The following is a 24,528-nucleotide window of genomic DNA, read 5'->3' on the forward strand; positions in this document are numbered from 1 at the left end:
CCCCACCGTTGCAAAGCCAGTGTTAGCCTTTGCAAAGGCGGCGCGGCAAGTCCTCCGTGGCGGGGGTCAGGCGGGCTGCATGATGCGGCGTTCGCGGTGAAAGACCCAGGCAATGGCCATAAGCGATCCGAAGGCCGAACAGCACATGATCGTCAGCAAGGGCGTCGCTCCGCTGCCCGGTTGCAGCAGCGCCCCGGCCAGCGCCGAGAGCGCCGCGCCCCCCGCCACGGCCAGAGCGCCGCCCAGACCCGACGCGGTTCCGGCCAATTCGGGGCGGATGCTCATCATCCCGGCATTGGCATTGGGCAGGACCATGCCGTTGCCAAGGCCCATCGTGGCGATGGCGCCAAAGAAGATCAGCGGACGCACATGGCCCGCCAGATCGGCCAGCAGGCCCACGGTCAGCGCCACAAGGCAGGTGATCGCCCCGATCAGGATCATCCGGTTCAGCCCCAGCCGAGGCGAATTGCGGGCCGAGATGAAGTTGCCGGTGATATAGCCGATGCTGGGCGCGGCGAACCAATATCCCACCTGTGCCGGCGTCAGCCCGAAGACCTGGTCGCCCACGAATGGCGCCCCGCCCAGATAGGCGAAGAATGCCCCCGAAGACAGCGTCGCCGCAAGGCAGTATCCCCAGAACCGGTGCGATCGGAACAGGATCGGATAATTCGCCATCTGTCGGCGCAGCGACATGCCGCCGTCGCGGACCGTTTCGCCCATGTCGCGCCAGGCGATGGCCAGGACGATCAGCGCCAACAGCCCCATGACGGCGAAATTGGCCTGCCAGCCGAACAGTTCGTCCAGGACGCCACCGAAGACCGGGGCCATCATCGGCACGACCGCCATGCCCATGGTGACATAGCCCAGCATCGAGGCCGCCCGATCCCCGTCATAGAGATCGCGCACCACCGCGCGGGGCACCAGCATGCAGACGGTGATGACCGATTGCAGCAGGCGGAAGATCAGGAAGGTGGTGATGTCGCCCGCCAGCATGGTACCGATCGTGGCCAGCAGGAACAGCACCAGCGACCACAGCACCACCGGCCTGCGCCCGAAGCGGTCGCTGATCGGCCCGCCCAGCAGCTGCAGCACCGCGCTGGCCCCGATATAGGCCGACACCGACAGCTGCATGACCCCGTAATCCACGTCGAAATCCCGTGCCATCCCGGGCAGGGACGGCAGGAAGACATTCATCGACAATGCCGAGACGCCCGACAGGACGACAAGGGTCAGCAGGTGGGGGGCGGTTCGCGTTCGTGACATCGGCTTTCCTGGTCGCTCCGGTGCGGGCGCGACAGCTTCCACCGATTATGCAGATCGTGCAAGACTAGTGATTGACGAAAGGTGCGGCATTCCCCCACAGGTCCCTGACCCGCTGATCGCGCCCGCAGGAATCACGATAGAGCTTGTAGGCCGAGGCCTTGGACCGGGGGCCGAAACGCGTCAGGATCAGGTCGCCCTGCTTGTAGTAATCCTGGTGATAGGCATCGGCGTCATAAAAGGGCCCGGCGTCCAGGATTGGGGTCACGATCTTCTGGCCCAGATCGGCGGCCGCCTGCGCCTTGGCGCGTTCGGCCGAACGGCGTTCGGCGGCATTGCGCACGAAGATGGCGGTGCGATAGCTGTCGCCCCGGTCGCAGAACTGTCCGCCGGGATCGGTGGGGTTCACCGATCGGAAGAACGCATACATCAGCTGGTCATAGCTGACCTTGGCGGGGTCATAGATAATGCGGGCGGCTTCGTAATGGCCGGTGCCGCCGTCGGTCACCTGTTCATAGCTGGGATTGGCCACGGTGCCGCCGGTAAAGCCGGAATAGACCTCGGCGACGCCGGCCATCTTTTCGAAATCGGCCTCGACGCACCAGAAGCAGCCCCCCGCCACGATGGCGGTGTCCTGCGCCTGGCTGAGCGCGGGGCCGGCGGCGAAACCAAGGGCTGCCGACGCCGCCAGCGCAAGGCGAAAGGAATGGGTCATGGGACCTCCTGTGGTTCCCGCCATCGTGCGGGTAGGGGGCTAACCGATCAAGTCAAGCGCGCGTGATGGCGGTCAGTCCCACTGCGTCTGACGGTCGCGGGCCAGGTTGCCAAAGCGGGTGAACTGGCCTTCGAAGGACAGTTCGACCGTGCCGATGGGACCGTGGCGCTGCTTGCCCAGAATGACCTCGGCCTTGCCATGGACGTTTTCCATGATCTGCTGCCACTTGGCCATGGCGTCCAGATCGGCATCCGAGGGCTTTTCGCGTTCCTTGTAATATTCCTCGCGGAAAACGAACATCACGATGTCGGCGTCCTGTTCGATCGAACCAGATTCGCGCAGATCGGACAGTTGCGGGCGTTTGTCCTCGCGGTTCTCGACCTGACGCGACAGCTGCGACAGGGCGATGACGGGGATGTTCAATTCCTTGGCGACGGCTTTCAGCCCCTGCGTGATCTCCGACACCTCGTTCACGCGGCTGTCCTTGGCGGATGCGGCCTTCAGCAGCTGAAGATAATCGACCATCAGCACGTCCAGACCATGCGTCCGCTTCAGCTTGCGTGCGCGGGCAGCCAGCTGGTTGATGGGCAGGGCGGGCGTGTCGTCGATGAACAGCGGGCAGTTCTGCAACGCATGGGCGGCCTCGACGAAGCGGCGGAACTCGGCCTCGTCCATGTTGCCTGAACGGATGCGTTCCGAGGGCACCTCGGCGGCCTCGGACAGGATGCGGGCGGCCAGCTGTTCGGCCGACATCTCCAAGCTGAAAAAGCCCACGACCCCGCCTTCGACCGTGCCATGGGTGCCATCGGGCTTTTCGCCCATCTTGTGGGCCTTGGCGATGTTGAAGGCGATGTTGGTGGCCAGCGAGGTCTTCCCCATCGACGGGCGACCGGCCAGGATGATCAGGTCCGAATTGTTCAGCCCGCCCATCTTGCCGTCCAGATCGACCAGCCCGGTCGAGATCCCCGACAGTTTCCCGTCGCGCTGATAGGCGGCGTTTGCGACCTGAACGGCCCCGGTGACGGCCTTGAGGAAGCTTTGGAAGCCGCGTTCCGCGACGCCCTGTTCGCCCAGCTTGTAGAGCGTCTGTTCGGCGGCCTTGATCTGTTCCTCGGCCTCGTCACCGACCTCGACCATGGAGGCGCGGGCGGTGATGTCCTGGCCCAGCTGCATTAGTTCGCGCCGCAGGGCGAATTCGCGGATCATCTGGGCGTAATCGCGCGCGGCATAGGCGCTGATCGCGGCGCTGGCCATGCGCGCCAGATAGGCGGGGCCGCCCAGCTCCTTCAGGCCCTCGTCGTTTTCCAGAAAGGCCTTGATGGTGACGGGGCTGGCCAACGCGTTCTTGCGGATGCGTTCGCCGCAGATGTCGAAGATGCGGGCATGGACGGGGTGATAGAAATGGTCGCCCTTGATGATCTGGCTGACCCGGTCGAACACGTCGTTATTGGTCAGCAGTGCGCCCAGCAGCTGCTGTTCCGCCTCGAGCGAATAGGGGATCGATGTCTTTTCGCCCTCGTCGCTGTCCTGACCCGGGGTGATGACGCGTAGTCCGGTCATGTCCATGCCGCCTTCCTGATGTTCGAAGCTGCGAGTCTAACGCAAGACGGGGGCCGATGACACGACCCCCGCCAAGATTTCGGTTGATGGTTCTGTGGATAGCCTGTGGACAAACGGGTCCTCAGGCGTTGGCTTCCTGCCATTGACGGGGATTGGTCAGGAAGGTTTGGACCTCGGTCAGGGTGGCCTCGTCGAAGGACTGCTGTTCGCGGGCTTCGGCCAGCACGTCCCACCAGGTGCACAGGTGATGCAGCTGCACCCCGTGATCGGCCAGCCGCTGTGTGGTTTCCGGGAAGATGCCGTAGTAGAAGATCACCGCCGTATGCGCGCAAGTCGCGCCGGTTTCGCGGATCGCATCCACGAAGGACAGCTTCGAGCCGCCGTCGGTGGTCAGATCCTCGACCAGCAGCACGCGCTGGCCTTCGGTCATCACGCCTTCGATGCGGGCGTTGCGGCCATAGCCCTTGGGCTTCTTGCGCACATAGGTCATGGGCAGGGACAGGCGTTCGGCCACCATCGCGCCGAAGGGAATGCCCGCGGTCTCACCGCCTGCGACATTGTCGAAGGCCTCGAAGCCCGCGTCGCGCATGACGGTCGCGGCCATGAAATCCATCAGCGTGGCGCGGACGCGCGGAAAGCTGATGATGCGGCGGCAATCGACATAGGTCGGCCCCTTCAGGCCGGACGCATAGGTGAAGGGCGTTTCGGCGTTGAAATCGACGGCCTTGATTTCCAACAGCATCCGGGCGGTCAGGCGGGCGATTTCTTCGCGGGTGGGGAAGGTCAGGCTCATGCGGTCTCCGGGTGCCAGTAGAGGGGGAAGCCGGGGTCGAAGACGGTGACCTCTTCGTCTCCGGCGGAAATGGTGGCGGGATAGGGGGCGGGGGTGTCGCGGCGGACCAGCGTGATGCGATCATCAGACGGTGCCATGCGATAGAAGGCCGCCCCGTTCAAGCTGGTGAAGGCCTCCAGCCGGTCCAGCGCGCCGTCGTCCTGAAAGACCTGCGCCAGGATCGACATGGTGTTCGGTGCGGTAAAGCAACCCGCGCATCCGCAGGGTTGCAGCTTGGCGCTGTCGGGATGCGGCGCGCTGTCGGTGCCCAGGAAAAAACGACCCTCGCCGCTGGTGGCGGCCTGGCGCAGCGCCAGACGGTGGCTTTCGCGCTTGGCAACTGGCAGGCAATAGTAATGCGGCCGGATGCCGCCTGCCAGAATGGCGTTGCGGTTGATGACCAGATGGTGCGTCGTGATCGTCGCGGCCAGATTATTCCCGCCCGAACGCGCGTAATCCACCCCGTCCGAGGTGGTAATATGTTCCATCACCACCCGCAGCCCCGGCACCTTGCGGCGGATCGGGTCCAGCACGCGGTCGATGAACACCGCCTCGCGGTCGAATATGTCGATGGCGGGGTCGGTGACCTCTCCGTGGACGCAGAGGGTGATGCCGGCTTCCGCCATCGCCTCCAGCACCGGGCGGACGCGGTCCATGTCGGTCACGCCGCTGTCGGAATTTGTCGTGGCACCGGCCGGATAAAGTTTGACCGCGCGGATGATGCCGGCCTTGAAGGCCGCGACCACATCGGCAGGATCGGTCGCGTCGGTCAGATACAGCGTCATCTGCGGCTGCAGCGCCGCGCCTGCGGGCAGGGCCGCCATGATCCGGTCGCGATAGGCCGATGCCTGTGCGCCCGTCACCACCGGGGGCACCAGGTTCGGCATGATGATCGCGCGGCCAAAGCCTGCGGAATGGGGGGCCACGGCCTTCAGCATCGCGCCATCGCGCAGATGCAAGTGCCAGTCGTCGGGGCGGCGAAGCGTCAGCGTCTGTGTCATGGATGTGCCTTTTACATTGTCATGGCGTCTTGCCAAGCGTCAGCTGCATGTTTCTTGGAACCTTCCGCCCTTGGTCGCGGTTGCCCCTGACGATCTGAGCAGGCACCCTGGATCATCCGATCCCGCCGGTGCCGTCGCAACACGGAAAGATCCGTATATGAACATGATGATGCCCATGGTGCTGCCAGCCGCGCAAATGCGCCTTGTCACCCAGTTTTCCCGCATGGCGATCGAATCGCAGCTGATCATCGGCATGCGGATGGCCGGCATGATGGGCCTGATGCCCCAAGCTCCGGGCGAGAATTTCCGCATGATCGCCGAAAAGCAGGCCGCCGCGTCCGAGGCGATGTTCGCCGTCGCCAAGGCGGGCATGATCGGCGCCAGCCCCGAACGCATGATGTCGGCTGCGCTTCGCCCCTATGGCAAGCGCACCCGCGCCAACAGCCGCCGCCTGACCGCCAAGAAGGGCTGAAGGGGAACGGTCTTCGCCCCGCATGGTTGTCTCGATGACAACGAAGCAAAGGGGGCGGGATGAAGACGGCATTGATCACGGGCGGCGCGCAGGGAATCGGCAAGGGCATCGTCGCAAGGCTGCGACAGGACGGCTGGCGCGTCGCGGCGATGGATCTGGACGAAGAGGCTCTGTCCGAGCTGGCCGAGGAAGACAGCCACATCCTGACTCTGACAGCCGATGTCGGCGACGAGGCTCAGGTCGCGTCGGCGTTTGATCAGATGCAGGAATGGCTGGACGGGCAGGGTCTGGACCTGCTGGTCTGCAACGCCGGCATCGCCGACCCTGTTTGCGGACCGATCGAGGATCTTTCGCTGAGTGACTGGCGGCGTTGGCAGGACAGCCATGTAACGGGGGCATTCCTGTGCACGCGCGCCGCCGTTCCGATGCTGCGCAAGGCGGGCGGCAGCATCGTGATGATGTCATCGACCCGCGCCCAGCAATCCGAACCGCAGACCGAGGCCTATTCCGCCGCCAAGGGGGCGCTGACGGCCTTTACCCGGGCGCTGTCGGTCAGCCTGGGTCCCGATATTCGCGCCAATTGCATCTTGCCCGGCTGGATTGAAACTGCGCCTTGGCAAAAGCGCGCGAACCGCAAATGCCCCGAACATTCACATGCCGACATGGCGCAGCATCCTGCAGGGCGGGTGGGCAGACCTGCGGACGTGGCGGCGTTGGTTGCCTGGCTTGCCTCGGACGAAGCGGGCTTCATCACGGGGCAGGATTTCGTGGTCGATGGCGGCATGAGCGTCAAGATGATCTATGCCGAATGAAAAGGGCGGCGGGATGAACCCGCCGCCCTTTCGCCGTCAGATTGAGATCGTTCAGATCAGCTTGCCCATCGCGACCGCGGTGTCGGACATGCGGTTCGAGAAGCCCCATTCATTGTCGTACCAGGTCAGGATGCGGACCATCCGGCCTTCCATGACCTTGGTCTGATCCATGTGGAAGATCGACGAATGGGGGTCATGGTTGAAGTCGGAGGACACCAGCGGCTCTTCGGTATAGCCCAGAACGCCCTTCAGCGGACCGTCGGCCGCGGCCTTGATGGCGGCGTTGATTTCTTCGACCGTGGTGTCGCGGCTGGCTTCGAAGGTCAGGTCGACGACGGAAACGTTCGGCGTCGGCACGCGGATGGCGACGCCGTCCAGCTTGCCCTTCAGTTCCGGCAGCACCAGGCCCACGGCCTTGGCCGCACCGGTCGAGGTGGGGATCATCGACAGCGCCGCGGCGCGGGCGCGGTACAGGTCCTTGTGCATCGTGTCCAGCGTCGGCTGGTCGCCGGTATAGCTGTGGATGGTGGTCATGAAACCGCGATCGATGCCGATCGTGTCGTTCAGGACCTTGACCACCGGGGACAGGCAGTTGGTGGTGCAGCTGGCGTTCGAGACGACGATGTCGTCGGCGGTCAGCGTGTCGTCGTTGACGCCGAATACGATGGTCTTGTCGGCATTTTCGCCGGGTGCCGAGATCAGGACGCGCTTGGCACCGGTCTGCAAGTGCGGCTGAACCTTTTCCTTCGAGGTGAAGATGCCGGTGCATTCCATGATGACATCGACATCGCCCCAAGGCAGTTCGGCTGGGTTGCGGATGGCGGTCACCTTGATCGGGCCGCGGCCCACGTCGATCGAGGAACCATCCACGGTGACCGTTGCCGGAAAGCGGCCATGCACGCTGTCATAGCGCAGCAGGTGGGCGTTCGTTTCGACCGGGCCCAGATCGTTGATGGCGACAACCTCGATATCGGTGCGTCCCGATTCGATGATTGCGCGCAGGACGTTGCGACCGATACGGCCGAAGCCATTGATGGCGACCTTGACTGCCATGGGTACCCCTCTTGAGCAGGTGACGGTTGCACATCCTCTAACGTGACGGCAACCCTGATGCAAACGCGACAATGGCGCAGATGACGACCTAGCGCCAGAAGGCGCAATATTCGATGAACCGATCCATCGTCTTGCCGACGAACAGCGGCAGATCCCCCCCCAGCCAGACTTGATCGACAAGAAAGGCGGCGGCGATCAGCAGCAGCAGGGCGATTGCGATTTGGTTGGTCATCTGCGCCTCCGATCGGTGGTTTATCACGCGGCGCGCCTTCGGGGGCAAGACGCTTTCACGCGGTCCTATTCATCGTCCTGCGGCATGCGCAGCGTGATCTGGCCCTCCTCCTGCAGGCGGCGGATCGTGGCGACGACCTCGGTCTTGGCGTCTTCGACATCCTTGGCACGGGGCCTGCCAAGCGCCTCGCGTTCCTCGCGCAGGCCGTCGGCCATGCGTTGCGACAGGTTAGACAGGATGAATTCCGCCGCCGCCTGATCGGCGGGCTCGGTCGCCGCCAGTGCCCGGATCAGGGCCGCCTGATCGACATCGCGCACGATGCGCGGCACCTCGCGCGGCTCGACGCGGGTGGGGATATGGCCAAAGATGAAGATCGCCTTGCGCACCCCTTCGGCAAAGCCCGTGTCGCGTTCCTCCAGCACCTGCAGCACGTCATCGCGCAGATCGGCGGTGGCAAAGTTCAGGATGGCGCCCATGCGGTCGGCGGCAGGCGTGGCAATGGCGGGTTTGGGCAGGGCATCGGCGGCTTGCAGCAGCACTAGCCCCACGCGTTTCAACGCATCAGGCGTGACCGCGGCCGTCATCGACATCGCTTGGGCCACCGACCGCGCCCGGTCCCGCGACAGTGCCAGAAAGGTGGCCGAGGCCGCCTCGACCGGCAGCTTGGACATCATCAGGGCAACCAGTTCGACCGATTCCGCCTGGGCCAGCTTGATCAGCACGTCATTGGGCAGCGCGCAGATGCGCCCCCACGGGTCACCCCGCCCCGAAATGGCATCCGCCTGCCGCACCCGGTCGCTGCTGGCATCCGAAATGCGCGCCCCCAGCATCGCCAGCGTGCCGTCCATGTCGCCCGGAAAGGTGACGCCCACCGATTCAAGCCGGTCGCAGAATTCGGTGATCACGGCATCGCGCGTCTGCCGGTCGATCAGCTGCATCCCGGCCATTTCCTGCGCCAGAAGCGTCTGCGCGTCGCTGTTCAGCCGGTCCAGTCCCGCGACCTGATCGTCGTCCAGCAGAAGGCGCACGATGACCGCCGCCTTCTGCCTTTGGCTAAGCCCGATCTGCGTTGTCATCACTGCCCCCACGGTGGTCATCATCCTGACCGCCACATTGGCAGAACAACCCTAACGCAAGGTTATCAGGCGGGCGCTTTTACAGGGGCGCCTGTTCGAAAACCCGCTTGAAGATCGTGTCGACATGCTTGGTGTGATAGCCAAGGTCGAACTTCTCCTCGATCTGGGCGGGCGACAGGGCGGCGGTAACGTCGGCATCACCCAGCAGCTCGGTCTTGAAGTCGGCGCCTTTTTCCCAGACTTTCATGGCGTTGCGCTGAACCAGGCGATAGCTGTCCTCGCGGCTGACACCGGCCTGCGTCAGGGCCAGCAGCACCCGCTGCGACATGACCAGCCCCTTGAACTGGTTCATGTTGCGCAGCATGTTTTCGGGATAGATGACCAGCTTGTCGACGACGCCCGCCAGGCGGTTCAGCGCGAAATCCAGCGTGATGGTCGCATCGGGGGCGATGCCGCGCTCGACCGAGGAATGGCTAATGTCGCGTTCATGCCATAGCGCCACGTTCTCCATCGCAGGGATGACGGCCATGCGGACCAGGCGCGCCAGACCGGTCAGGTTTTCCGTCAGGACCGGGTTGCGCTTGTGGGGCATCGCGGACGATCCCTTCTGGCCGGCGCTGAAGAACTCCTCGGCTTCCAGAACCTCGGTCCGCTGCATGTGGCGGATCTCGATGGCGACGTTCTCGATGCTGCTGGCGATGACGCCCAGCACGGCAAAGAACATCGCGTGGCGGTCGCGCGGAATGACCTGGGTGCTGATGGGTTCGGGGCGCAGGCCCAGTTTCGCGCAGACATGCTCCTCGACCGCGGGGTCGATATTGGCGAAGGTGCCGACGGCGCCGCTGATCGCGCCGGTGGCGATTTCGTCGCGCGCGGCCAGCAGGCGGGCGCGACCGCGGGCCATTTCGGCATAGAACCGCGCGAAGGTCAGGCCCATCGTGGTCGGTTCGGCGTGGATGCCATGGCTGCGGCCGATGCGGACCGTGTCCTTATGTTCATAGGCGCGGCGCTTCAGCGCCTCCAGCAGCTTGTCCATGTCGGCCAGCAGGATATCGGCGGCGCGCACCAGCTGGACGTTCAGCGTCGTGTCCAGCACGTCGCTGCTGGTCATGCCCTGGTGCACGAAACGCGCCTGATCGCTGCCCACATGTTCGGCCAGATGGGTCAGGAAGGCAATGACGTCATGCTTGGTGACGGCTTCAATCTCATCGATGCGAGCGACGTCGAATTCGACATCCTTGGCCTTCCAGACCGCATCCGCGTTTTCGCGCGGGATCACGCCCAGATCGGCCTGAGCATCGCAGGCATGGGCTTCGATCTCGTACCAGATGCGGAACTTGGTTTCGGGGGACCAGATGGCGACCATTTCGGGGCGGGAATAACGGGGGATCATGGGGGCTCCTTTCGGTTGTCGTGGGCATAGCCCCGACGTGCCGCAGGGGCAAGTTTTCATCACGCCCGCGTGCATTCGCGCGGAACATTCCGCCCCGATGGCGGGTTCGGTCCACAAGAACCGACATTCAAGACGAGGTACGCCATGCGCCGCCCCCACGACCCCCATCCCGAGTTGACCGAAGCCGATCAAACCAGCCAGACACGCTTTGGCCCCCGCCCCGTTCCCGAAGGCCACAAGACGGGCAGCCCCTATCCCCACCGCCCGATGCGGTCCACCAAGGTGCCGCCTTCGGGACGTGTGTCGCCCGACGGGCGCCAGGCGTGGCCCGAACCCTCGCTGACCGCCAAGATCATCGTCTGGGGCGGCATGGCCTTAGGTGTGGCCGGGATCACGGCAGCAACCTCGATCGCGGCGCGTAAGCTGGTCGCCAGCGAACGCCCCGAACCGCCGCGTCTGACAGGTTCCGCCCCCGTCGCCCCCCGCTTTGCCCAGCTGGAGGAAGACGACCGCGAGGCCATGCGCCGTCGCGTCCGTGCCCAGGCCCGCGACGATGCAGCCCACAAGGCGCGTCTGCGGTCCAAGGCAGGGCAGGGCCGCGACCGGGGCAATTTCGCCAAGGACCTGACGCGCACCGCGACCGAACTGACCGATGGCCTGAATGGCGTCGCCCAATCGCTGGTCACGGCCTTTGACAGCTTCCGCGGCGTGTCCCGTCAGGCCACCACGATCGTGGCCGATTTCGTGGCTGCCGCCGATCAGCTGAAATCCATGGTGAATGGCGCACCGGGCCCGGCACCTGCTCCGCGCAGCGCGCCCGCAGAACGCGAGGCCGCCGCCCCGCAGGCACCTTCGGATCGTGCGCAGTCTGTGGATGAACACCGCATCAACCGGTTGTAAGGCTGGCGCAAAGCATGAAGGAACAGATGATGCAGGACAGGCCGGGCGTACTCAGCGCGATCTTCGACCCCTTGGACGATCAGACCCGCAGCCGGTTCGGCCTGGCCGAGAGCAAGGCGGAAAAACCCGCCTTGCAGCCCGATTCCCTGCCCAAGGGCCGCATGCCGCGCCTGCGGGACCTTGGGTTTCGCGACATCGTAGCCTTGTGCAAATCCATCTTCACCCAGATCGGAGAGGATCGCGTCACGTCGGTTGCTGGAGGCGTGACCTTTTTCGGTTTGTTGTCGCTGTTCCCCGCCATCACCGCTTTCGTGTCGCTCTATGGGCTTCTGGCGGACCCCTCGACCATCCAATCGCATTTGGAAATGCTGCAGAGCTTTCTGCCCTCCAGTTCGCTTGACATCATCCGCGAACAGGTCTCGTCAATCACTTCTGCATCTTCGGGTGCCTTGTCACTGGCGGGGATCGCCGCACTGCTGGTGGCCTTCTGGTCAGCCAATGGCGGCATGAAGGCGCTGCTGTCGGCGCTGAACGTCGCCTTCTTTCAGCGTGAAACGCGCAGCTTCCTGCGCCTGAACATCGTCGCGATGGCCTTTACCATCGGGGGACTGTTGCTGATTGCCATGATGCTGGTCGTGATCGCGGTGGTTCCCATCATCCTTGGGTATCTGCCCCTTGGTCTGGGCAGCGAAACCTTCGTCGCTATGATCCGCTGGCCCATCATGTTCAGCGTGCTGGTTCTGGCCTTGGCGGCAGTCTATCGTTGGGGGCCCGCCATGCCCGATGCGCGCTGGCGCTGGATTTCGCCGGGCGCAGTGTTCGCGGCGGTGGTGCTGGTGGCGACCTCGATGCTGTTTTCATGGTATGCGGCCAATTTTGCCGATTACAACGAAACCTACGGTTCCTTGGGGGCGGTCGTCGCGCTGATGACATGGCTGTGGCTGAACGCAACCATCGTGCTGGTCGGCGCCGAGATCAATTCCGAGCTGGATCGCCATCTGCGCAAGATGGCCGGTCTGAAACCCTTGGCACCATCTGGTCAGAACGCATCTTGATGGCTTCACCCTATATCCCGCTGATCACCGCCATCGTGCTCGAGGTGCTGGGTACCTCGATGCTGCAACGATCGGCACAGTTCACCCGGCTGTGGCCGACATTGGCGATGGCTCTTTGCTATCTGGCCAGCTTCTATCTGCTGTCGGTCAGTCTGAAGGTTCTGCCCTTGGGCGTCGCCTATGCCATCTGGAGCGCTTGCGGAGTCGCCTTGGTGGCCGTCATCGGTCTTGTCGTCTTCGGCCAAAGGCTGGATATGCCCGCCGTGCTGGGGCTGACGCTGATCGTGGCCGGGGTAGTGGTGATCAACGTCTTTTCCAACACCGTCGGGCATTAACGTTCGGTCAGCTTCAATTCGATCCGGCGGTTCAGGGCGCGGTCCTCGGGGGTGTCCTGCGGCGCTATGGGGCGCGTGTCGGCAAATCCCGTGGGGGCCAGACGGTTCGCGGGAAAGCCCAGTTCGTCCGTCAGATAGCGCACCACAGCCAAGGCGCGACCTTGGCTCAGTTCCCAGTTGTCACGATACCGCCCGGTGCCCGACAGGGGCAGATTGTCGGTATGGCCGTCGACGCGAATGATCCAGTCGATCTCGGGGGGGATCTCATCCGAGATCTCGGTCAGCAGGACGGCCAAGCTTGCAATCTGGTCGCGACCTGCGGGCGAGAGTGTCGCCTCACCCGGATCGAACAGCACTTCCGACTGAAAAACGAAGCGATCGCCCACGACCTTGACGCCGTCGCGCCCCGACAGGATCTGCGACAGCCGGCCAAAGAATTCCGACCGATAACGGGAAAGGTCCTGCGCCTCCGCCTCGGCGGCCTGGCGGGCCTCCTCCTCCAGCGCCAGCCGCCTGCGCGATTCGTCGGCGGCCCGCAGCAGGGCGGCATTCAGCTGCTGGCCCAGTTCGGCCACCTGCAACTCGGCCTGGTCCTGTTCCTCTCCGGCGGTCTGCAGCAGGGCTTGCAGCGATCCCATTTGGGCCGTCAACTGGGCGACCTGTTCGTTCAGCAGGGCAACGCGGCGCTGGCTGTCCTCGGTCAGGTCATCCTGCTGGGCCAGTTCCTGGCGCGCGGTGGCCAGCAATGCGGCCTGGCGTTCGGCCTCGTCCATTCGGCGCGCGGCCTCAAGGTCGGCCTCGTCCTTGGCAGCATTTGCGGCGGCCAGCAGGGTCAGCGTGTCTTCGGCCTGCCGGCGCTGCTCCTCCAAGGCCAGGGTCATCGCGGTCAACTCGCTGTCGGCGCTTTCCAGCCGGTCCCGCAGCAGACGCGCGGCCTCGGCCTCGGCCAGGCGGGCCTGCTCGGCCTGGCTCAGGTTCCCCTGCACGCTGGCCAGTGTCTGATCGGTCTCGGCATTGCGGGCCCGCAGTTCGGCGACCAGCGCCTGCAGCGCATCACGCCGGGCTGCGGCCAGTCGGGCGGTTTCCGCCGCCTCATCGGTTTCCTGACGCGCGGCTGCCACGGCCATCTCCGCCGCCGAGGCGCGTTCTTCAGCCGCGCTCACCTCCGATTGCAGCTGCTCGACACGCGCCGCATCGGACGCACGGGCGGCCAGCAGGGTGGCGACCTCGGCCTCGAAATCGGTCAGCCGTGATTGCGCGGTTTCCAGTTCCTGTCGGCCTTGGTCCAGCTGGCTGCGCAGGCGCGTGATGCGGGCGGCGCGTTCGCGGGCGGCGGCTTCGGCATCGGCGGCACGTTCGGTCTGGGCCTGCAGATCGCTGGCCAGCGTGTCGCGTTCGTCATTGGCGGCACCAAGCGCGCGGTTCAGCGATGCCACCTGCTGGCCCAGCCCCTCCAGTTGCTGCTGCTGTTCCGAGATGACCCGCCCCTGGTCGCTGATCGTGCCGTCCTGGGTGGTGATCTGTTCGCGCAGCACCGATTGCACCACCATGAAGATGGTCAGCACGAACATCAGAACCATCAACAGCGCCGTCATCGCATCCACGAAACCCGGCCAGATCGTGGCCGAGAAACGCTGTGCCGAAGAACCCCGGGCCAGACGCATCGCCTATGCCCCCCGATGCGGGATCAGCGGATCGTCCGGCAGCCGGTCGTCCCGGAAGGGGTCGCCGAAGCGCGCGGCCCGCACGGCGCGTGTCAGGACCAGAATGTCGGAACGCAGTTCGGCCACCATTTCGTCGCGGCCTTCGTTCAGCTGGGCCGTCATGCTGGCCAGCGCATCCTCCAGCCGCGACAGGTCGGGGGCGGTCTGGGGGCGGTCGGCCAGGGCCGTCAGCAGCCTGTCCTGCCCGTCGGCCAGCCGGTTCAGGCTGTCGATCAGCGTGGCGTTGCCGTCATCGGGGCGCTGGACCAGCGCCTCGATCGCCTGCGCCATGACGACGACGCGTTCGTCGGCCATCAGGGCGGCTTCCTCGCGCATGGTGTCGCGGTCGGCGTGATAGTTTTGCAGGCGGTCCATCTGCCCGGCCATCTGTTCCAGGAAACCCGCCAGGGCGGCCTGATCGACGCCGTCGCCTTCGCTGCCAGCCAAGCTGATGCGGGTAAAGCCCGACATCCACTCCTCCAGCTCGCGATAGAAACGGTTCTGGCCATGGGTCACGAACAGCTCCAGCAGCCCCACAACCAGCGACCCCGCCAGACCCAGCAAGGATGACGAGAACGCCGTCGCCATGCCCCCCAGCTGCGCCTCGAGGCCGGTCATCAGCTTGTCAAAGACATCAAGCCCGGTTTCGCCATCCTGCGGCGCCAGCGCCCGGATCGTTTCCACGACGGCGGGCACTGTGGTCGCCAGACCATAGAACGTGCCCAGCAGGCCAAGAAAGATCAGCAGGTTGGCCAGGTATCGTGTAATGTCGCGCAATTCGTCGATGCGCGTCGCCACCGAATCCAAGATCGATCGCGCCGATCCCGTCGAGATCACACCGCCCGCGGGACCCCGCGCACCCAGCAGCGCGGCCAGCGGTGCCAGCAGACGTGGTGCCTGGGCATCGGGCGCGGCGGTTTCCGCGCCACGGCGGCGCGCGGCAAAGCCTTCGATCCAGCTGACCGATCGGACCAGCTGCGCCAGCTGCCAGAAACAGGCCAGCACGCCCACCCCGAAGACCGCCAGGATCAGCCCGTTCAGCCAAGTGTTCGCCATGAAGATCGGCAGGATGCGCCCATAGGTCAGCCAACCCCCGATCATCACCAGCGCCAGCACGCTGAGCATCAGCAGGATCTGGCGCACCGGCTGCGAAAAGCGCGGCGCACCGGCGCCCATCAGGGCCTGGTCGCGCGTCGCGGTGATGCGGCGTTCGCCAAGGGTCAGCCGCCCGGGGGCGCGGGGGTCGCCAGATGTCGGATCACTCACGTAAATACCCGTCCCTTCGATGCTTTTCGGCCAAGTGTAGGGAAGCCCCCGTCACTTGCCAAGCATTCCGAAGGGCTGGGCGCTCAGGGCCGGGGCATGGACGCCTGAAGGGCACGCACCGCCTGGGACAGGCGGTCCAGTTCGTCATCGGCCATGCCGATATCGGCCAGATGGGATGCGGTGTTGTGCAGGTAATCGGCGTTTGGACCACGCCCGCCATGGGCGGCGGCGATAATGCGCGCCTGTTCGTCATGCGGCAGCCCGCCCGCATATTGCCAATGATCGCGCCGCATCACATAGGCCAGCGCATGGACGTGGCGCCCGTCCTCCAGCTGCAATGGCAGGATTTCCTCGCGATAGGCTTCGGTCACCAGTTCACGGGCGCGCAGATAGGCCAGGACGCTGTCATGGTCCTGGGGTGCGATGCGCAAGGCCACGCCGCGGCAGGCGGCCTGCGGGTCCTCGTCAAGGCCCAGCACCAGCCCAGGCAATTCACGCGTGCCGCGATGCTCGATCGAGCGCAGGCAGAAGCTGCGCGCAAAGCCTGCCAGTCGCGCAGGGGCGATTTCGAGGGGGGTAAAGCCGGGGTTCCAGATCAGCGAACCATAACCGAAGACCCATTCGATCTTATGCGTTGTCGTTTTTTCCATTGTCGGCAAAGGTAAGCCACCAGACGGGCAGAAAAAAGAGGCGGGTCGCATGTTCAGGGCTTTCATCGGCATAGGGCTTGTCGCCGCGGCGGTGGTCGGCCTGTGGGCGGGGGGCGAGACCCTGGCAAGCCGGCGCGTGGCCGAACTGATCGCGGGCGATCCGGCGTTGCAGGCGACCACGGTCCGGCCCCTGCGCCAGCCGCCGCAATTCGGCATGCGGATCGAACAGCCGGCCTTCGCCGATCCGGCGGGCGGGATCACCCTGCCATGGGCCGAGGTGCAGATATCGCCGCAATCGCCGACCACCGCGCGGTTGATCCTGCCCCGGGAAGGGCAGGTGACCATCGCCGGGCAAACCTATGCGCTTGGGCTGGACGACCCGCATGCGACCATCCGGCTGGCCCCTTTGAAGCGCTTGGCGCCCGACCACATCGCGGTGACGGCCGAACAAGTGTCGCTGGATGGCGCGCCGGTGATCGAAGGCCTGGACCTGGACATGCAGATGACGCGCCTTGGGCCGGACGCGCCCTTGGCGGCGCGCGCGGCCTATCAGGCACGCCTGGGACTGGGGGCGGTCCAGACGCGGCTGCTGTCGCAGATGGGGATTGATCTGAACGGCATTCCCGACCCGGTCAGTCTTGGCGGCGACCTGCTGCTGTGGCTGGACGGGACGCCATCGGTCCGGGGGCAGGCGACGCCTTCGGTGGTCGGCTGGCAGACCGAAGGGCTGACCATCGGCGCAGGTCCGCTGTCGCTGCGCGTGGTGGGGCGGATCGTGCGCGATCCGAACGGTCTGACCGAGGGGCAGGTCGCCCTCTATACCGCCGACGCCCGGCAGATGATCGACCAGGCATCGCAGATGGGGCTGATCCCCGGCCCGGCCCGCATGCTGCTGAGCGCAGGGTTGGAGCAGTTGGCCAGGACCGCGATCGACGCCGACCTGCCCGGTCCCGATTTTCCCGAACCCGCCCAAGGCCAGGTCCGCCTGCCCGTGCAGCTGAGCGGCGGCCAGATCCTGTTGGGCGGCATTCCCATCGGCGCCGCCCCGCCCTTCGGCGCGATCTGACCCTTACTGCGAGGGTTTGGCCCCCGGCGTGCGTCCGAAATCGGGCGCACCCGTGTCTTGGCCCGCGTCGATGATGCTGCGACGGATCGCCCGCGTGCGGGTGAAGTAATCGTGCAACTGCTGGCCGTCGCCCATGCGGATGGCGCGCTGCAGGACGAACAGCTCCTCGGTGAAGCGGCCCAGGATGTCCAGCGTGGCATCCTTGTTGTGCAGAAAGACATCGCGCCACATGGTCGGGTCGCTGGCGGCGATGCGGGTGAAGTCGCGGAAACCGGCGGCGGAATACTGGATGACCTCCTCGCCGGAAACGCGGCGCAGGTGATCGGCGACGCCCACCATCGTATAGGCGATCAGGTGCGGGGCATGGCTGGTCACGGCCAGCACCAGGTCGTGATGGGCCGCGTCCATCACGTCGGTCTTGGCCCCTATCGCGGTGATCAGGCGGTCCAGCCGCGCCGTGGCGTCCGGATCGCTGTCGGGCAGGGGGGTCAGCAGCCACCAGCGATTCGCGAACAGCGTCGCAAAGCCAGAGGTCGGCCCCGAATGTTCGGTCCCCGCCAGCGGGTGCCCCGGCACGAAATGAACCCCTTGGGGCAGATGCGGCAGGACGGCCTCGATCACGGATTGCTTGACCGAACCGACATCGGTCACCGTCGCGCCCGGCGCCAGATGCGGGGCGATCTGTTCCATCACCTCGCCCATGGCACCCACCGGAACGGCCAAGACCACCAGATCGGCGCCGCGCACGGCATCGGCGATGTCGTCATGGACGCTGTCGCAAAGATCGATCTCGCGCGCGGTCTGGCGGGTCTTTTCGCTGCGCGCATAGCCCGCGACGTGGCCGGCAAGCCCGCCCGCGCGGATGGCATGCGACATCGACCCCGCGATCAGTCCCAGACCGATCAGCGCGACGCGGTCATAGGCACGGGTCATGCGGGCCTCCGCGCGGCCATGAAGCTGCCAAGGGTGGCGATGACGCGGCGGCATCCGTCCTCATCGCCCACCGTGATGCGCAGGGCGGCGGGCAGGCCATAGCCGCCAACGCGGCGCACCAGGATGCCATCCTGGCGCAGGGCGGCATCGGCGGCGGCGGCGGTGTCCGCGCTGTCAAAGCGGGCCAGCACGAAATTCGCAAAGCTTTCGTCGCAATCGATGCCCATCTGGATCATCGACTGGCGCAACCAGTCGCGCATCCGTCCGTTCAGATCCGCGCAGTTTGCGGTGAAGCCGGTGTCGCGGATCGCGGCCTCGGCGGCGGCCATCTGGGCGTTGGACAGGTTGAAGGGCTGGCGCACGCGGTTCAGCACGTCGATGATCTGGCGCGCGGCATAGCCCCAACCGATCCGCAACCCGCCCAGCCCGTGGATCTTGGAGAAGGTGCGCGTCATGATGACATTCGGATGACGATCCACCAGCGACGCACCCCCGTCGAAGCCCGCGGCGAATTCCGTATAGGCGCCGTCATGAACCAGGATCACGCGGTCGGGGAGGCCATCGACCAGCTGCTGCAGCTCGTCAGCGTCCAACATCGTGCCGGTGGGGTTGGCAGGATTGGCAATGAAGACGATCCGCGTGCGGTCGGTGACGGCATCCAGGATCGCCCGGACATCGACGCGGCGTTCGCGTTCGGGAACCGTCACGGGCACCGCGCCGACCATGCGGGCCAGGATCGGATACATGGAAAAGCCGTGCTCGGTGGTGATGATCTCATCGCCATTGCCGGCATAGGCATGGGTGATGAACTGCAGGACCTCGTCGGAACCGACGCCGCAGATGATCCGGTCGGGGTCCAAGTCGCAGATCTGGCCGATGGCCGCGCGCAGCGATTTGTGATCGGTGTTCGGATATCGATGCAGATCCGCCGAGGCCGCCGCAAAGGCCGCCTGCGCCGCGGGGCTGCAGCCCAACGGGTTTTCGTTCGAGGACAGTTTCAACACGTCCGCGCGCCCCTGCAGCGTGCTTTCGCCGCTGACATAAAGCGCGATGTCCATGATGCCGGGCTGCACGGGTATCTGGGTCATGGGTCCATCCTTTGTCCCGCCCCGTCTAATCTGCCGATCCGCGTTATGAAAGACCCCAACAGGGCTGATATGAAAAAGGGCCGCATCCCGAGGATGCGACCCTTTGCAGCAGTCGATATGGGCGAAGATCAGTTCTTCGCGTAGAATTCGACGACCAGGTTCGGTTCCATCTGCACGGCGTAGGGGATGTCGCCCAGGGCCGGGGTGCGCACGAAGGTCGCGGTCATCTTGTTGTGGTCCGCTTCGATATAGTCGGGAACGTCACGCTCGGTCAGGGCGACGGCTTCCAGCACGACGGCCAGCTGGCGCGAACGCTCGCGGATCGAGATGACATCGCCTTCCTTGACGCGATAGGACGGGATGTTGACGCGCTGGCCGTTCACTTCCACGTGGCCGTGGTTCACGAACTGGCGTGCAGCAAAGATCGTGGCGACGAACTTGGCGCGATAGACGATCGCGTCCAGGCGGCGCTCCAGCAGACCTACCAGGTTCTCACCGGTGTCGCCCTTGACGCGTTCGGCTTCGCCGAAGATGCGACGGAATTGCTTTTCGGTCAGATCGCCGTAATAGCCCTTGAGCTTCTGCTTGGCGCGCAGCTGGGTGCCGAAGTCCGACAGCTTGTTCTTGCGGCGCTGACCGTGCTGGCCGGGGCCGTATTCGCGACGGTTGACCGGCGACTTGGCGCGGCCCCAGATGTTTTCGCCCATGCGGCGGTCGATTTTGTACTTGGCAGACGTGCGTTTGGTCACGGCTGATCTCCTTCTGGTCGTTACGAAGGGCGTTGTCCTCTGGCTTGCGCCTGACAGGGTTCCCCTTGCAGGGTCCACCAACACCAATGAAGTCGCGGCTTATACAGGGGTTCGCGTCCGCGTCAACCGCAAAGCCCCTCAATTCAGGCCAAGGTGCCGTCGGGCTGGAAGAAATGCGACAGGGGCAGGGCCGCCGCCCCCAAAATCCGGGCGCTGCGGCCCAAAGTGCCTTCGATCACCTGGGGCAGGTCGATGCCGGCGGCAGGTTCCTGCGACAGCGCATGGCGGGTGGCCTGGGCCAGGCGTGTCCGCGTGGCCGAAGGCAGCGCGCCGTCGATCACCACCAGCGGCAGGTCGGCCAGCGCGACCGCCGACAGGGCGACAAAGGCCAGGGCCTTGCCAGCCCGTTCGGCCCATTCGATTTCTTGCTGCAAGGGAACGTTCCAGCCCGAATCGTCGGGGGGCAGCACATGGCCGATATCACGTTCCAGCGCCGCGACCGAGGCGACGTCGAGCAACTGGCCACCGCCCGGAATGGGCATCGATCCCAAGGCTGCGGCATTTCGCTGTGGCCCATGGCGCAGGGCGCCGTCCAGCACGATGCCGCCGCCCGCGAAATGGGCGACATAGGCGTGCAGGAAATCGGGGGGCAGCGGCTGGCCGCCAAAGATCAACTGGGCCGCGCAGGCGGTGGTGGCGTCGTTTTCCAGAAAGACCGGGAAGGGCATCTCGGCCTCCAGGATGCGATGCAGATCGACATTCAGCCATGCTTCCATGTCGCTGCCCCAGTCCCACAGCCGATAGGGTGCGGCGATGCCCAGACCCATCAGGCGGCGCATTTCATCGGCGCGCAGAGAGTTCAGAATGGTGGCCAGCCCATGGCGGGCAAAGGCCAGGACGCGTTCGGGATCGGGAAAGGCATAGACCTCCTGGCGGTGCATGCGGACCTGGCCGGTGAAATCCACCAGGGCCAGTTCGGCCAGCCGGCGCCCGATCTTCAGTCCCAGGAACAGCGCGCCGCCGGGCGCCAGCGCCAAGGGGGTCGAGGGCTGGCCGACCTTGCCCCTGACCGCGGCCTCGGCCTCCAAGAGGCCCGCCTGGATCAGCTTGCGCGTCAGGTTGGTGACCGACTGCGCCGACAGGTCGATATGCTGCGACAGGGCGGCACGCGACAGGGGGCCGTGGCGTCGTATCAGCGACAGCACGAGCCTTTCGTTCCGGCTGATCCGGCCGGGGTCGACACGATCAGTTGGCATGCGGTTCTCCTCCGAAATCGCATTAATCAACATGATTGATTTATTGACAAGTGCTATTTCTTGATGCTTTCTATCTTCAAGGCGGCCGAGGAACCGCCATGCTGGAGGAGATTTGTAAAGTGACCATGAAGACTGTTTTCCGCGCGTCCGTCGCCTTGTCGGTGCTTGCCTTTTCGGCAGGTTTTGCCCAAGCGCAGGACACCACCAAAGCCTGTCTGATCACCAAGACCGACATCAACCCGTTCTTCGTTAAGATGAAGGAAGGCGCGACCGAGAAGGCCAATGAGCTTGGGATCGAGCTGATGACCTTTGCCGGCAAGGTCGATGGTGACCACGAAACCCAGCAGCAGGCCGTCGAAAGCTGCATCGCGGCGGGTGCCAAGGGCATCCTGATCGCCGCATCCGACACCAAGGCCATCGTCGATTCGCTGAGCCAGGCCCGTGACAACGGCATGCTGGTCATCGCACTGGACACGCCGCTGGACCCGATCGACGCGGCCGATGCGACCTTTGCCACCGACAACCGTGAAGCCGGTCGCCTGATCGGCGCATGGGCCGCGGGCAAGATGGGTGATGCGGCTGCCGATGCCAAGATCGCCATGCTGGACCTGTCGGCCGCATCGCCGTCGGTTGACGTGCTGCGCGACCAGGGCTTCCTGGAAGGCTTCGGCATCGACGTCAAGGATGAGAACCAGATCGGTGACGAGGATGACGCGCGCATCGTCGGCCACGACGTCACCTCGGGAAACGAGGAAGGCGGCCGCGAGGCGATGGAAGCCCTGCTGCAGAAGGACCCGGGCATCAACCTGGTCTATACCATCAACGAACCCGCCGCGGCCGGTGCCTATGAGGCGCTGAAGTCGTTCGGCAAGGAAAGCGACGTGCTGATCGTTTCGGTCGATGGTGGTTGCCCGGGTGTGACCAACGTCCAGGAAGGCGTCATCGGCGCCACCTCGCAGCAGTATCCGCTGCTGATGGCATCCATGGGCGTCGAGGCCATCGCAGCCTTTGCCAAGGACGGCACCAAGCCCGAGACCAGCGAAGGTCTGGACTTCACCAATACCGGCGTCAACCTGGTCACGGATGAAGCCGTCGAAGGCGTCGAGTCGATCAGCGTCGAAGAAGGCCTGGAGCGTTGCTGGGGCTGATCCCCGCCCGACCAGCACCCCGACCATGACAATGTGACCGCACGGCGGCGACCCCTGTCGCCGCCGTGCCCCTTCGGTCAAACCCACGGAGACATTGATGTCCGATTCCCCAGATCCCGTGGTCCAGCGAAATGCCGGCGAGACGGTTGCACAGTTCGATCACCACTCGCGCAGCCTTCTGGACCGGACGCAGCATTTCCTGCACCAATATCCCACCATGGTACCGGTCATCGTGCTGGTGCTGTCGCTGATCGCCTTCGGGCTGATCTCTCCCAATTTCTTCTCGGCCTTCAACCTGTCGCTGATCCTGCAGCAGGTGGCGGTCGTGGGCACGCTGGCAGCGGCGCAGTCGCTGGTGATCCTGACGGCGGGGATCGACCTGTCGGTCGGCGCGGTCATGGTGCTGATTTCGGTGATCATGGGCAATCTGGCGGTGAATTTCGGCATTCCGGTGCCGATCGCCATCGTCATCGGCCTGGCCTGCGGGGCGGGCACAGGTGCGCTGAACGGTCTGCTGATCACGCGGCTAAAGCTGCCGCCCTTCATCACCACGCTTGGCACTTGGAACATCTTCCTGGCGCTGAACTATTACTTGTCGGGTCGGGAAACGATCCGAAGCCAGACGCTGGACGCCGAGGCGCCGCTGCTGAAATTCTTTGGCACCCGCTTCAACCTTGGCGGCGCGGTGCTGACCTATGGCGTGATCCTGATGATCATCGTTTTCGCGGTGCTTTACTATGCGCTCTACAAGACCGCATGGGGTCGCCGGGTCTATGCGGTGGGTGACGATCCGGAATCGGCGGCGCTGGCGGGTATCCAGACCAAGAAGATCCTGATGTCGGTCTATGTCGTCGCCGGCGTGATCTGCGGTCTGGCCGCGTGGTCGTCCATCGGCCGCGTCGGTTCGATCAGCCCGACCTCGTTCTTCGAGGCCAACCTGGAATCCATCACGGCCGTGGTGATCGGCGGGATTTCCCTCTTCGGTGGACGCGGATCGATCCTGGGGCCGCTGATCGGTGCGCTGATCGTGGGCGTCTTCAACTCGGGGCTGCGCCTGGCGGGTGTGGACGTGCTGTGGCAGCTGTTCGCGACCGGCTGGCTGATCATCTTCGCCGTCGCCATCGACCAATGGATCAGAAAGGTGTCGTCATGACCGAGCCGCTTCTTTCCGCCCGCAACCTGGTCAAGCGCTATGGTCGCGTGACAGCCATGGACCATGCGGATTTCGACCTCTATCCCGGCGAGATCCTGGCCGTGATCGGCGATAACGGCGCCGGCAAGTCCAGCCTGATCAAGGCCCTGTCGGGCGCCGTGCGTCCCGATGAGGGCGAGATCCGGCTGAACGGCAAGCCGATCAGCTTCGACAGCCCGCTGGATGCCCGCAAGGCCGGCATCGAGACGGTCTATCAGACGCTGGCGCTGTCACCTGCGCTGTCCATCTCGGACAACATGTTCATGGGCCGCGAGATCGTCCGCAAGGATTTCATGGGCAAGTATTTCGGCATGCTGGACAAGCCAGCCATGGATCAGTTCGCCCGCGAAAAACTGTCCGAGCTGGGGCTGATGACCATCCAGAACATCAGCCAGCCCGTCGAGACCCTGTCGGGCGGTCAGCGTCAGGGCGTGGCCGTGGCCCGTGCCGCCGCCTTCGGCAGCCGCGTCATCATCCTGGACGAGCCGACGGCGGCGCTTGGCGTCAAGGAAAGCCGTCGCGTGCTGGACCTGATCCAGGACGTCCGGTCGCGTGGCATCCCGATCGTCCTGATCAGCCACAACATGCCCCATGTCTTCGAGGTGGCCGACCGCATCCACATCCACCGTCTGGGCAAGCGCCTCTGCGTCATCAACCCCAAGGACCATTCGATGTCGGATGCCGTGGCCTACATGACCGGCGCCAAGGTCCCTGAGGAAGTGGCCGCCTGAAGCAAGGCGCAGAGACAAAACTGAAAAGGGCGGGACGAGATGTCCCGCCC

The 24,528-nt window shown here is 65.0% G+C and carries 25 protein-coding genes; 9 read left to right on the top strand and 16 right to left on the bottom strand.

Features of this window, described 5'->3' with window-relative positions:
- Nucleotides 1–66: 66 nt before the first annotated feature.
- From DKT70_RS10470 to pyrC, 5 genes are all read right to left on the bottom strand, one after another.
- A complete protein-coding gene (locus DKT70_RS10470; protein WP_111559087.1) occupies nt 67–1,263 on the bottom strand; it encodes a multidrug effflux MFS transporter in 1,197 nt (398 codons plus the stop codon).
- A 64-nt stretch (nt 1,264–1,327) separates the two neighbouring features.
- Nucleotides 1,328–1,975: a peptide-methionine (S)-S-oxide reductase MsrA gene (msrA, locus tag DKT70_RS10475; RefSeq protein ID WP_111559088.1), complete on the bottom strand. Its 648-nt coding sequence runs from the start codon at nt 1,973–1,975 to the stop codon at nt 1,328–1,330.
- A gap of 72 nt (nt 1,976–2,047) precedes the next feature.
- Nucleotides 2,048–3,535 carry a replicative DNA helicase gene (locus DKT70_RS10480; RefSeq protein WP_072297087.1) on the bottom strand — a complete coding sequence of 496 codons (1,488 nt, stop codon included), beginning with the start codon at nt 3,533–3,535 and terminating at the stop codon, nt 2,048–2,050.
- Nucleotides 3,536–3,656: 121 nt separating this feature from the next.
- Nucleotides 3,657–4,328 (bottom strand): orotate phosphoribosyltransferase, encoded by a 672-nt coding sequence (locus DKT70_RS10485; RefSeq protein ID WP_111559089.1) that lies wholly within the window; start codon nt 4,326–4,328, stop codon nt 3,657–3,659.
- The gene (pyrC, locus tag DKT70_RS10490; protein WP_111559090.1) at nt 4,325–5,368 is read right to left on the bottom strand and encodes a dihydroorotase; all 1,044 of its coding nucleotides are present in this window, start codon (nt 5,366–5,368) and stop codon (nt 4,325–4,327) included. The genes DKT70_RS10485 and pyrC overlap by 4 nt, the downstream gene beginning before the upstream one ends.
- A gap of 157 nt (nt 5,369–5,525) precedes the next feature.
- On the opposite strand from pyrC, the gene DKT70_RS10495 reads away from it, so the two are divergent.
- A complete protein-coding gene (locus tag DKT70_RS10495; protein ID WP_233490521.1) occupies nt 5,526–5,840 on the top strand; it encodes an antibiotic ABC transporter in 315 nt (104 codons plus the stop codon).
- A 59-nt stretch (nt 5,841–5,899) separates the two neighbouring features.
- A complete protein-coding gene (locus DKT70_RS10500; RefSeq protein WP_111559091.1) occupies nt 5,900–6,652 on the top strand; it encodes an SDR family oxidoreductase in 753 nt (250 codons plus the stop codon).
- A 51-nt stretch (nt 6,653–6,703) separates the two neighbouring features.
- Here the strand turns inward: DKT70_RS10500 and gap are convergent, their stop codons facing one another.
- From gap to purB, 4 genes are all read right to left on the bottom strand, one after another.
- Complete coding sequence (gene gap, locus DKT70_RS10505; protein WP_111559092.1) at nt 6,704–7,705, bottom strand: type I glyceraldehyde-3-phosphate dehydrogenase; 1,002 nt, start codon at nt 7,703–7,705, stop codon at nt 6,704–6,706.
- Between the two features lie 88 nt (nt 7,706–7,793).
- Nucleotides 7,794–7,937 (bottom strand): hypothetical protein, encoded by a 144-nt coding sequence (locus tag DKT70_RS18180; protein ID WP_170864123.1) that lies wholly within the window; start codon nt 7,935–7,937, stop codon nt 7,794–7,796.
- Between the two features lie 65 nt (nt 7,938–8,002).
- Nucleotides 8,003–9,013, bottom strand: coding sequence for a FliG C-terminal domain-containing protein (locus tag DKT70_RS10515; RefSeq protein ID WP_158529995.1), 1,011 nt, complete (start codon nt 9,011–9,013; stop codon nt 8,003–8,005).
- 79 nt (nt 9,014–9,092) lie between these two features.
- Nucleotides 9,093–10,406 (bottom strand): adenylosuccinate lyase, encoded by a 1,314-nt coding sequence (gene purB, locus DKT70_RS10520; protein WP_111559094.1) that lies wholly within the window; start codon nt 10,404–10,406, stop codon nt 9,093–9,095.
- A gap of 144 nt (nt 10,407–10,550) precedes the next feature.
- Here purB and DKT70_RS10525 point away from each other — a divergent pair, with 144 nt between their 5' ends.
- Genes DKT70_RS10525 through DKT70_RS10535 form a run of 3 tightly spaced genes read left to right on the top strand, consistent with a single transcriptional unit; the run spans nt 10,551 to nt 12,696 of the window.
- A complete protein-coding gene (locus DKT70_RS10525; protein ID WP_111559095.1) occupies nt 10,551–11,306 on the top strand; it encodes a hypothetical protein in 756 nt (251 codons plus the stop codon).
- Between the two features lie 14 nt (nt 11,307–11,320).
- Entirely contained in the window at nt 11,321–12,361 is a 1,041-nt protein-coding gene (locus tag DKT70_RS10530) for a YihY/virulence factor BrkB family protein (protein WP_111559096.1), read from the top strand.
- Nucleotides 12,361–12,696: an SMR family transporter gene (locus DKT70_RS10535; RefSeq protein WP_146612616.1), complete on the top strand. Its 336-nt coding sequence runs from the start codon at nt 12,361–12,363 to the stop codon at nt 12,694–12,696. The genes DKT70_RS10530 and DKT70_RS10535 overlap by 1 nt, the downstream gene beginning before the upstream one ends.
- Here DKT70_RS10535 and DKT70_RS10540 read toward each other — a convergent pair.
- From DKT70_RS10540 to DKT70_RS10550, 3 genes are all read right to left on the bottom strand, one after another.
- A complete protein-coding gene (locus DKT70_RS10540; protein ID WP_111559097.1) occupies nt 12,693–14,360 on the bottom strand; it encodes a peptidoglycan -binding protein in 1,668 nt (555 codons plus the stop codon). The genes DKT70_RS10535 and DKT70_RS10540 overlap by 4 nt on opposite strands.
- Before the next feature lie 3 nt (nt 14,361–14,363).
- Nucleotides 14,364–15,575 (bottom strand): biopolymer transporter ExbB, encoded by a 1,212-nt coding sequence (locus DKT70_RS10545; RefSeq protein WP_111559121.1) that lies wholly within the window; start codon nt 15,573–15,575, stop codon nt 14,364–14,366.
- Nucleotides 15,576–15,748: 173 nt separating this feature from the next.
- Complete coding sequence (locus tag DKT70_RS10550; protein WP_111559098.1) at nt 15,749–16,315, bottom strand: gamma-glutamylcyclotransferase; 567 nt, start codon at nt 16,313–16,315, stop codon at nt 15,749–15,751.
- Nucleotides 16,316–16,364: 49 nt separating this feature from the next.
- Between DKT70_RS10550 and DKT70_RS10555 the strand changes: the two genes are divergently transcribed.
- A complete protein-coding gene (locus tag DKT70_RS10555; protein WP_111559099.1) occupies nt 16,365–17,381 on the top strand; it encodes a DUF2125 domain-containing protein in 1,017 nt (338 codons plus the stop codon).
- A gap of 3 nt (nt 17,382–17,384) precedes the next feature.
- On the opposite strand, the gene DKT70_RS10560 is transcribed toward DKT70_RS10555, so the two are convergent.
- The 4 genes from DKT70_RS10560 to DKT70_RS10575 form a co-directional block, all read right to left on the bottom strand.
- Nucleotides 17,385–18,314 (bottom strand): prephenate/arogenate dehydrogenase family protein, encoded by a 930-nt coding sequence (locus DKT70_RS10560; protein ID WP_111559122.1) that lies wholly within the window; start codon nt 18,312–18,314, stop codon nt 17,385–17,387.
- On the bottom strand, nt 18,311–19,402 hold the full coding sequence (gene hisC, locus DKT70_RS10565) for a histidinol-phosphate transaminase (RefSeq protein WP_111559100.1): 1,092 nt from the start codon (nt 19,400–19,402) through the stop codon (nt 18,311–18,313). The genes DKT70_RS10560 and hisC overlap by 4 nt, the downstream gene beginning before the upstream one ends.
- A gap of 128 nt (nt 19,403–19,530) precedes the next feature.
- Nucleotides 19,531–20,151 carry a 30S ribosomal protein S4 gene (gene rpsD, locus DKT70_RS10570; protein WP_072296971.1) on the bottom strand — a complete coding sequence of 207 codons (621 nt, stop codon included), beginning with the start codon at nt 20,149–20,151 and terminating at the stop codon, nt 19,531–19,533.
- 143 nt (nt 20,152–20,294) lie between these two features.
- Nucleotides 20,295–21,407, bottom strand: coding sequence for an ROK family transcriptional regulator (locus tag DKT70_RS10575; protein ID WP_158529997.1), 1,113 nt, complete (start codon nt 21,405–21,407; stop codon nt 20,295–20,297).
- Nucleotides 21,408–21,532: 125 nt separating this feature from the next.
- On the opposite strand from DKT70_RS10575, the gene DKT70_RS10580 reads away from it, so the two are divergent.
- From DKT70_RS10580 to DKT70_RS10590, 3 genes are all read left to right on the top strand, one after another.
- Nucleotides 21,533–22,555, top strand: a complete 1,023-nt coding sequence (locus tag DKT70_RS10580; RefSeq protein WP_111559123.1) for a sugar ABC transporter substrate-binding protein — start codon at nt 21,533–21,535, stop codon at nt 22,553–22,555.
- A 97-nt stretch (nt 22,556–22,652) separates the two neighbouring features.
- The gene (locus DKT70_RS10585) at nt 22,653–23,708 is read left to right on the top strand and encodes an ABC transporter permease (protein WP_111559102.1); all 1,056 of its coding nucleotides are present in this window, start codon (nt 22,653–22,655) and stop codon (nt 23,706–23,708) included.
- The gene (locus DKT70_RS10590; RefSeq protein WP_199559566.1) at nt 23,705–24,478 is read left to right on the top strand and encodes an ATP-binding cassette domain-containing protein; all 774 of its coding nucleotides are present in this window, start codon (nt 23,705–23,707) and stop codon (nt 24,476–24,478) included. The genes DKT70_RS10585 and DKT70_RS10590 overlap by 4 nt, the downstream gene beginning before the upstream one ends.
- Nucleotides 24,479–24,528: the final 50 nt, after the last annotated feature.

The organism is Paracoccus sediminilitoris, assembly GCF_003259195.1.
Taxonomy (GTDB): Bacteria; Pseudomonadota; Alphaproteobacteria; order Rhodobacterales; family Rhodobacteraceae; genus Paracoccus; species Paracoccus sediminilitoris.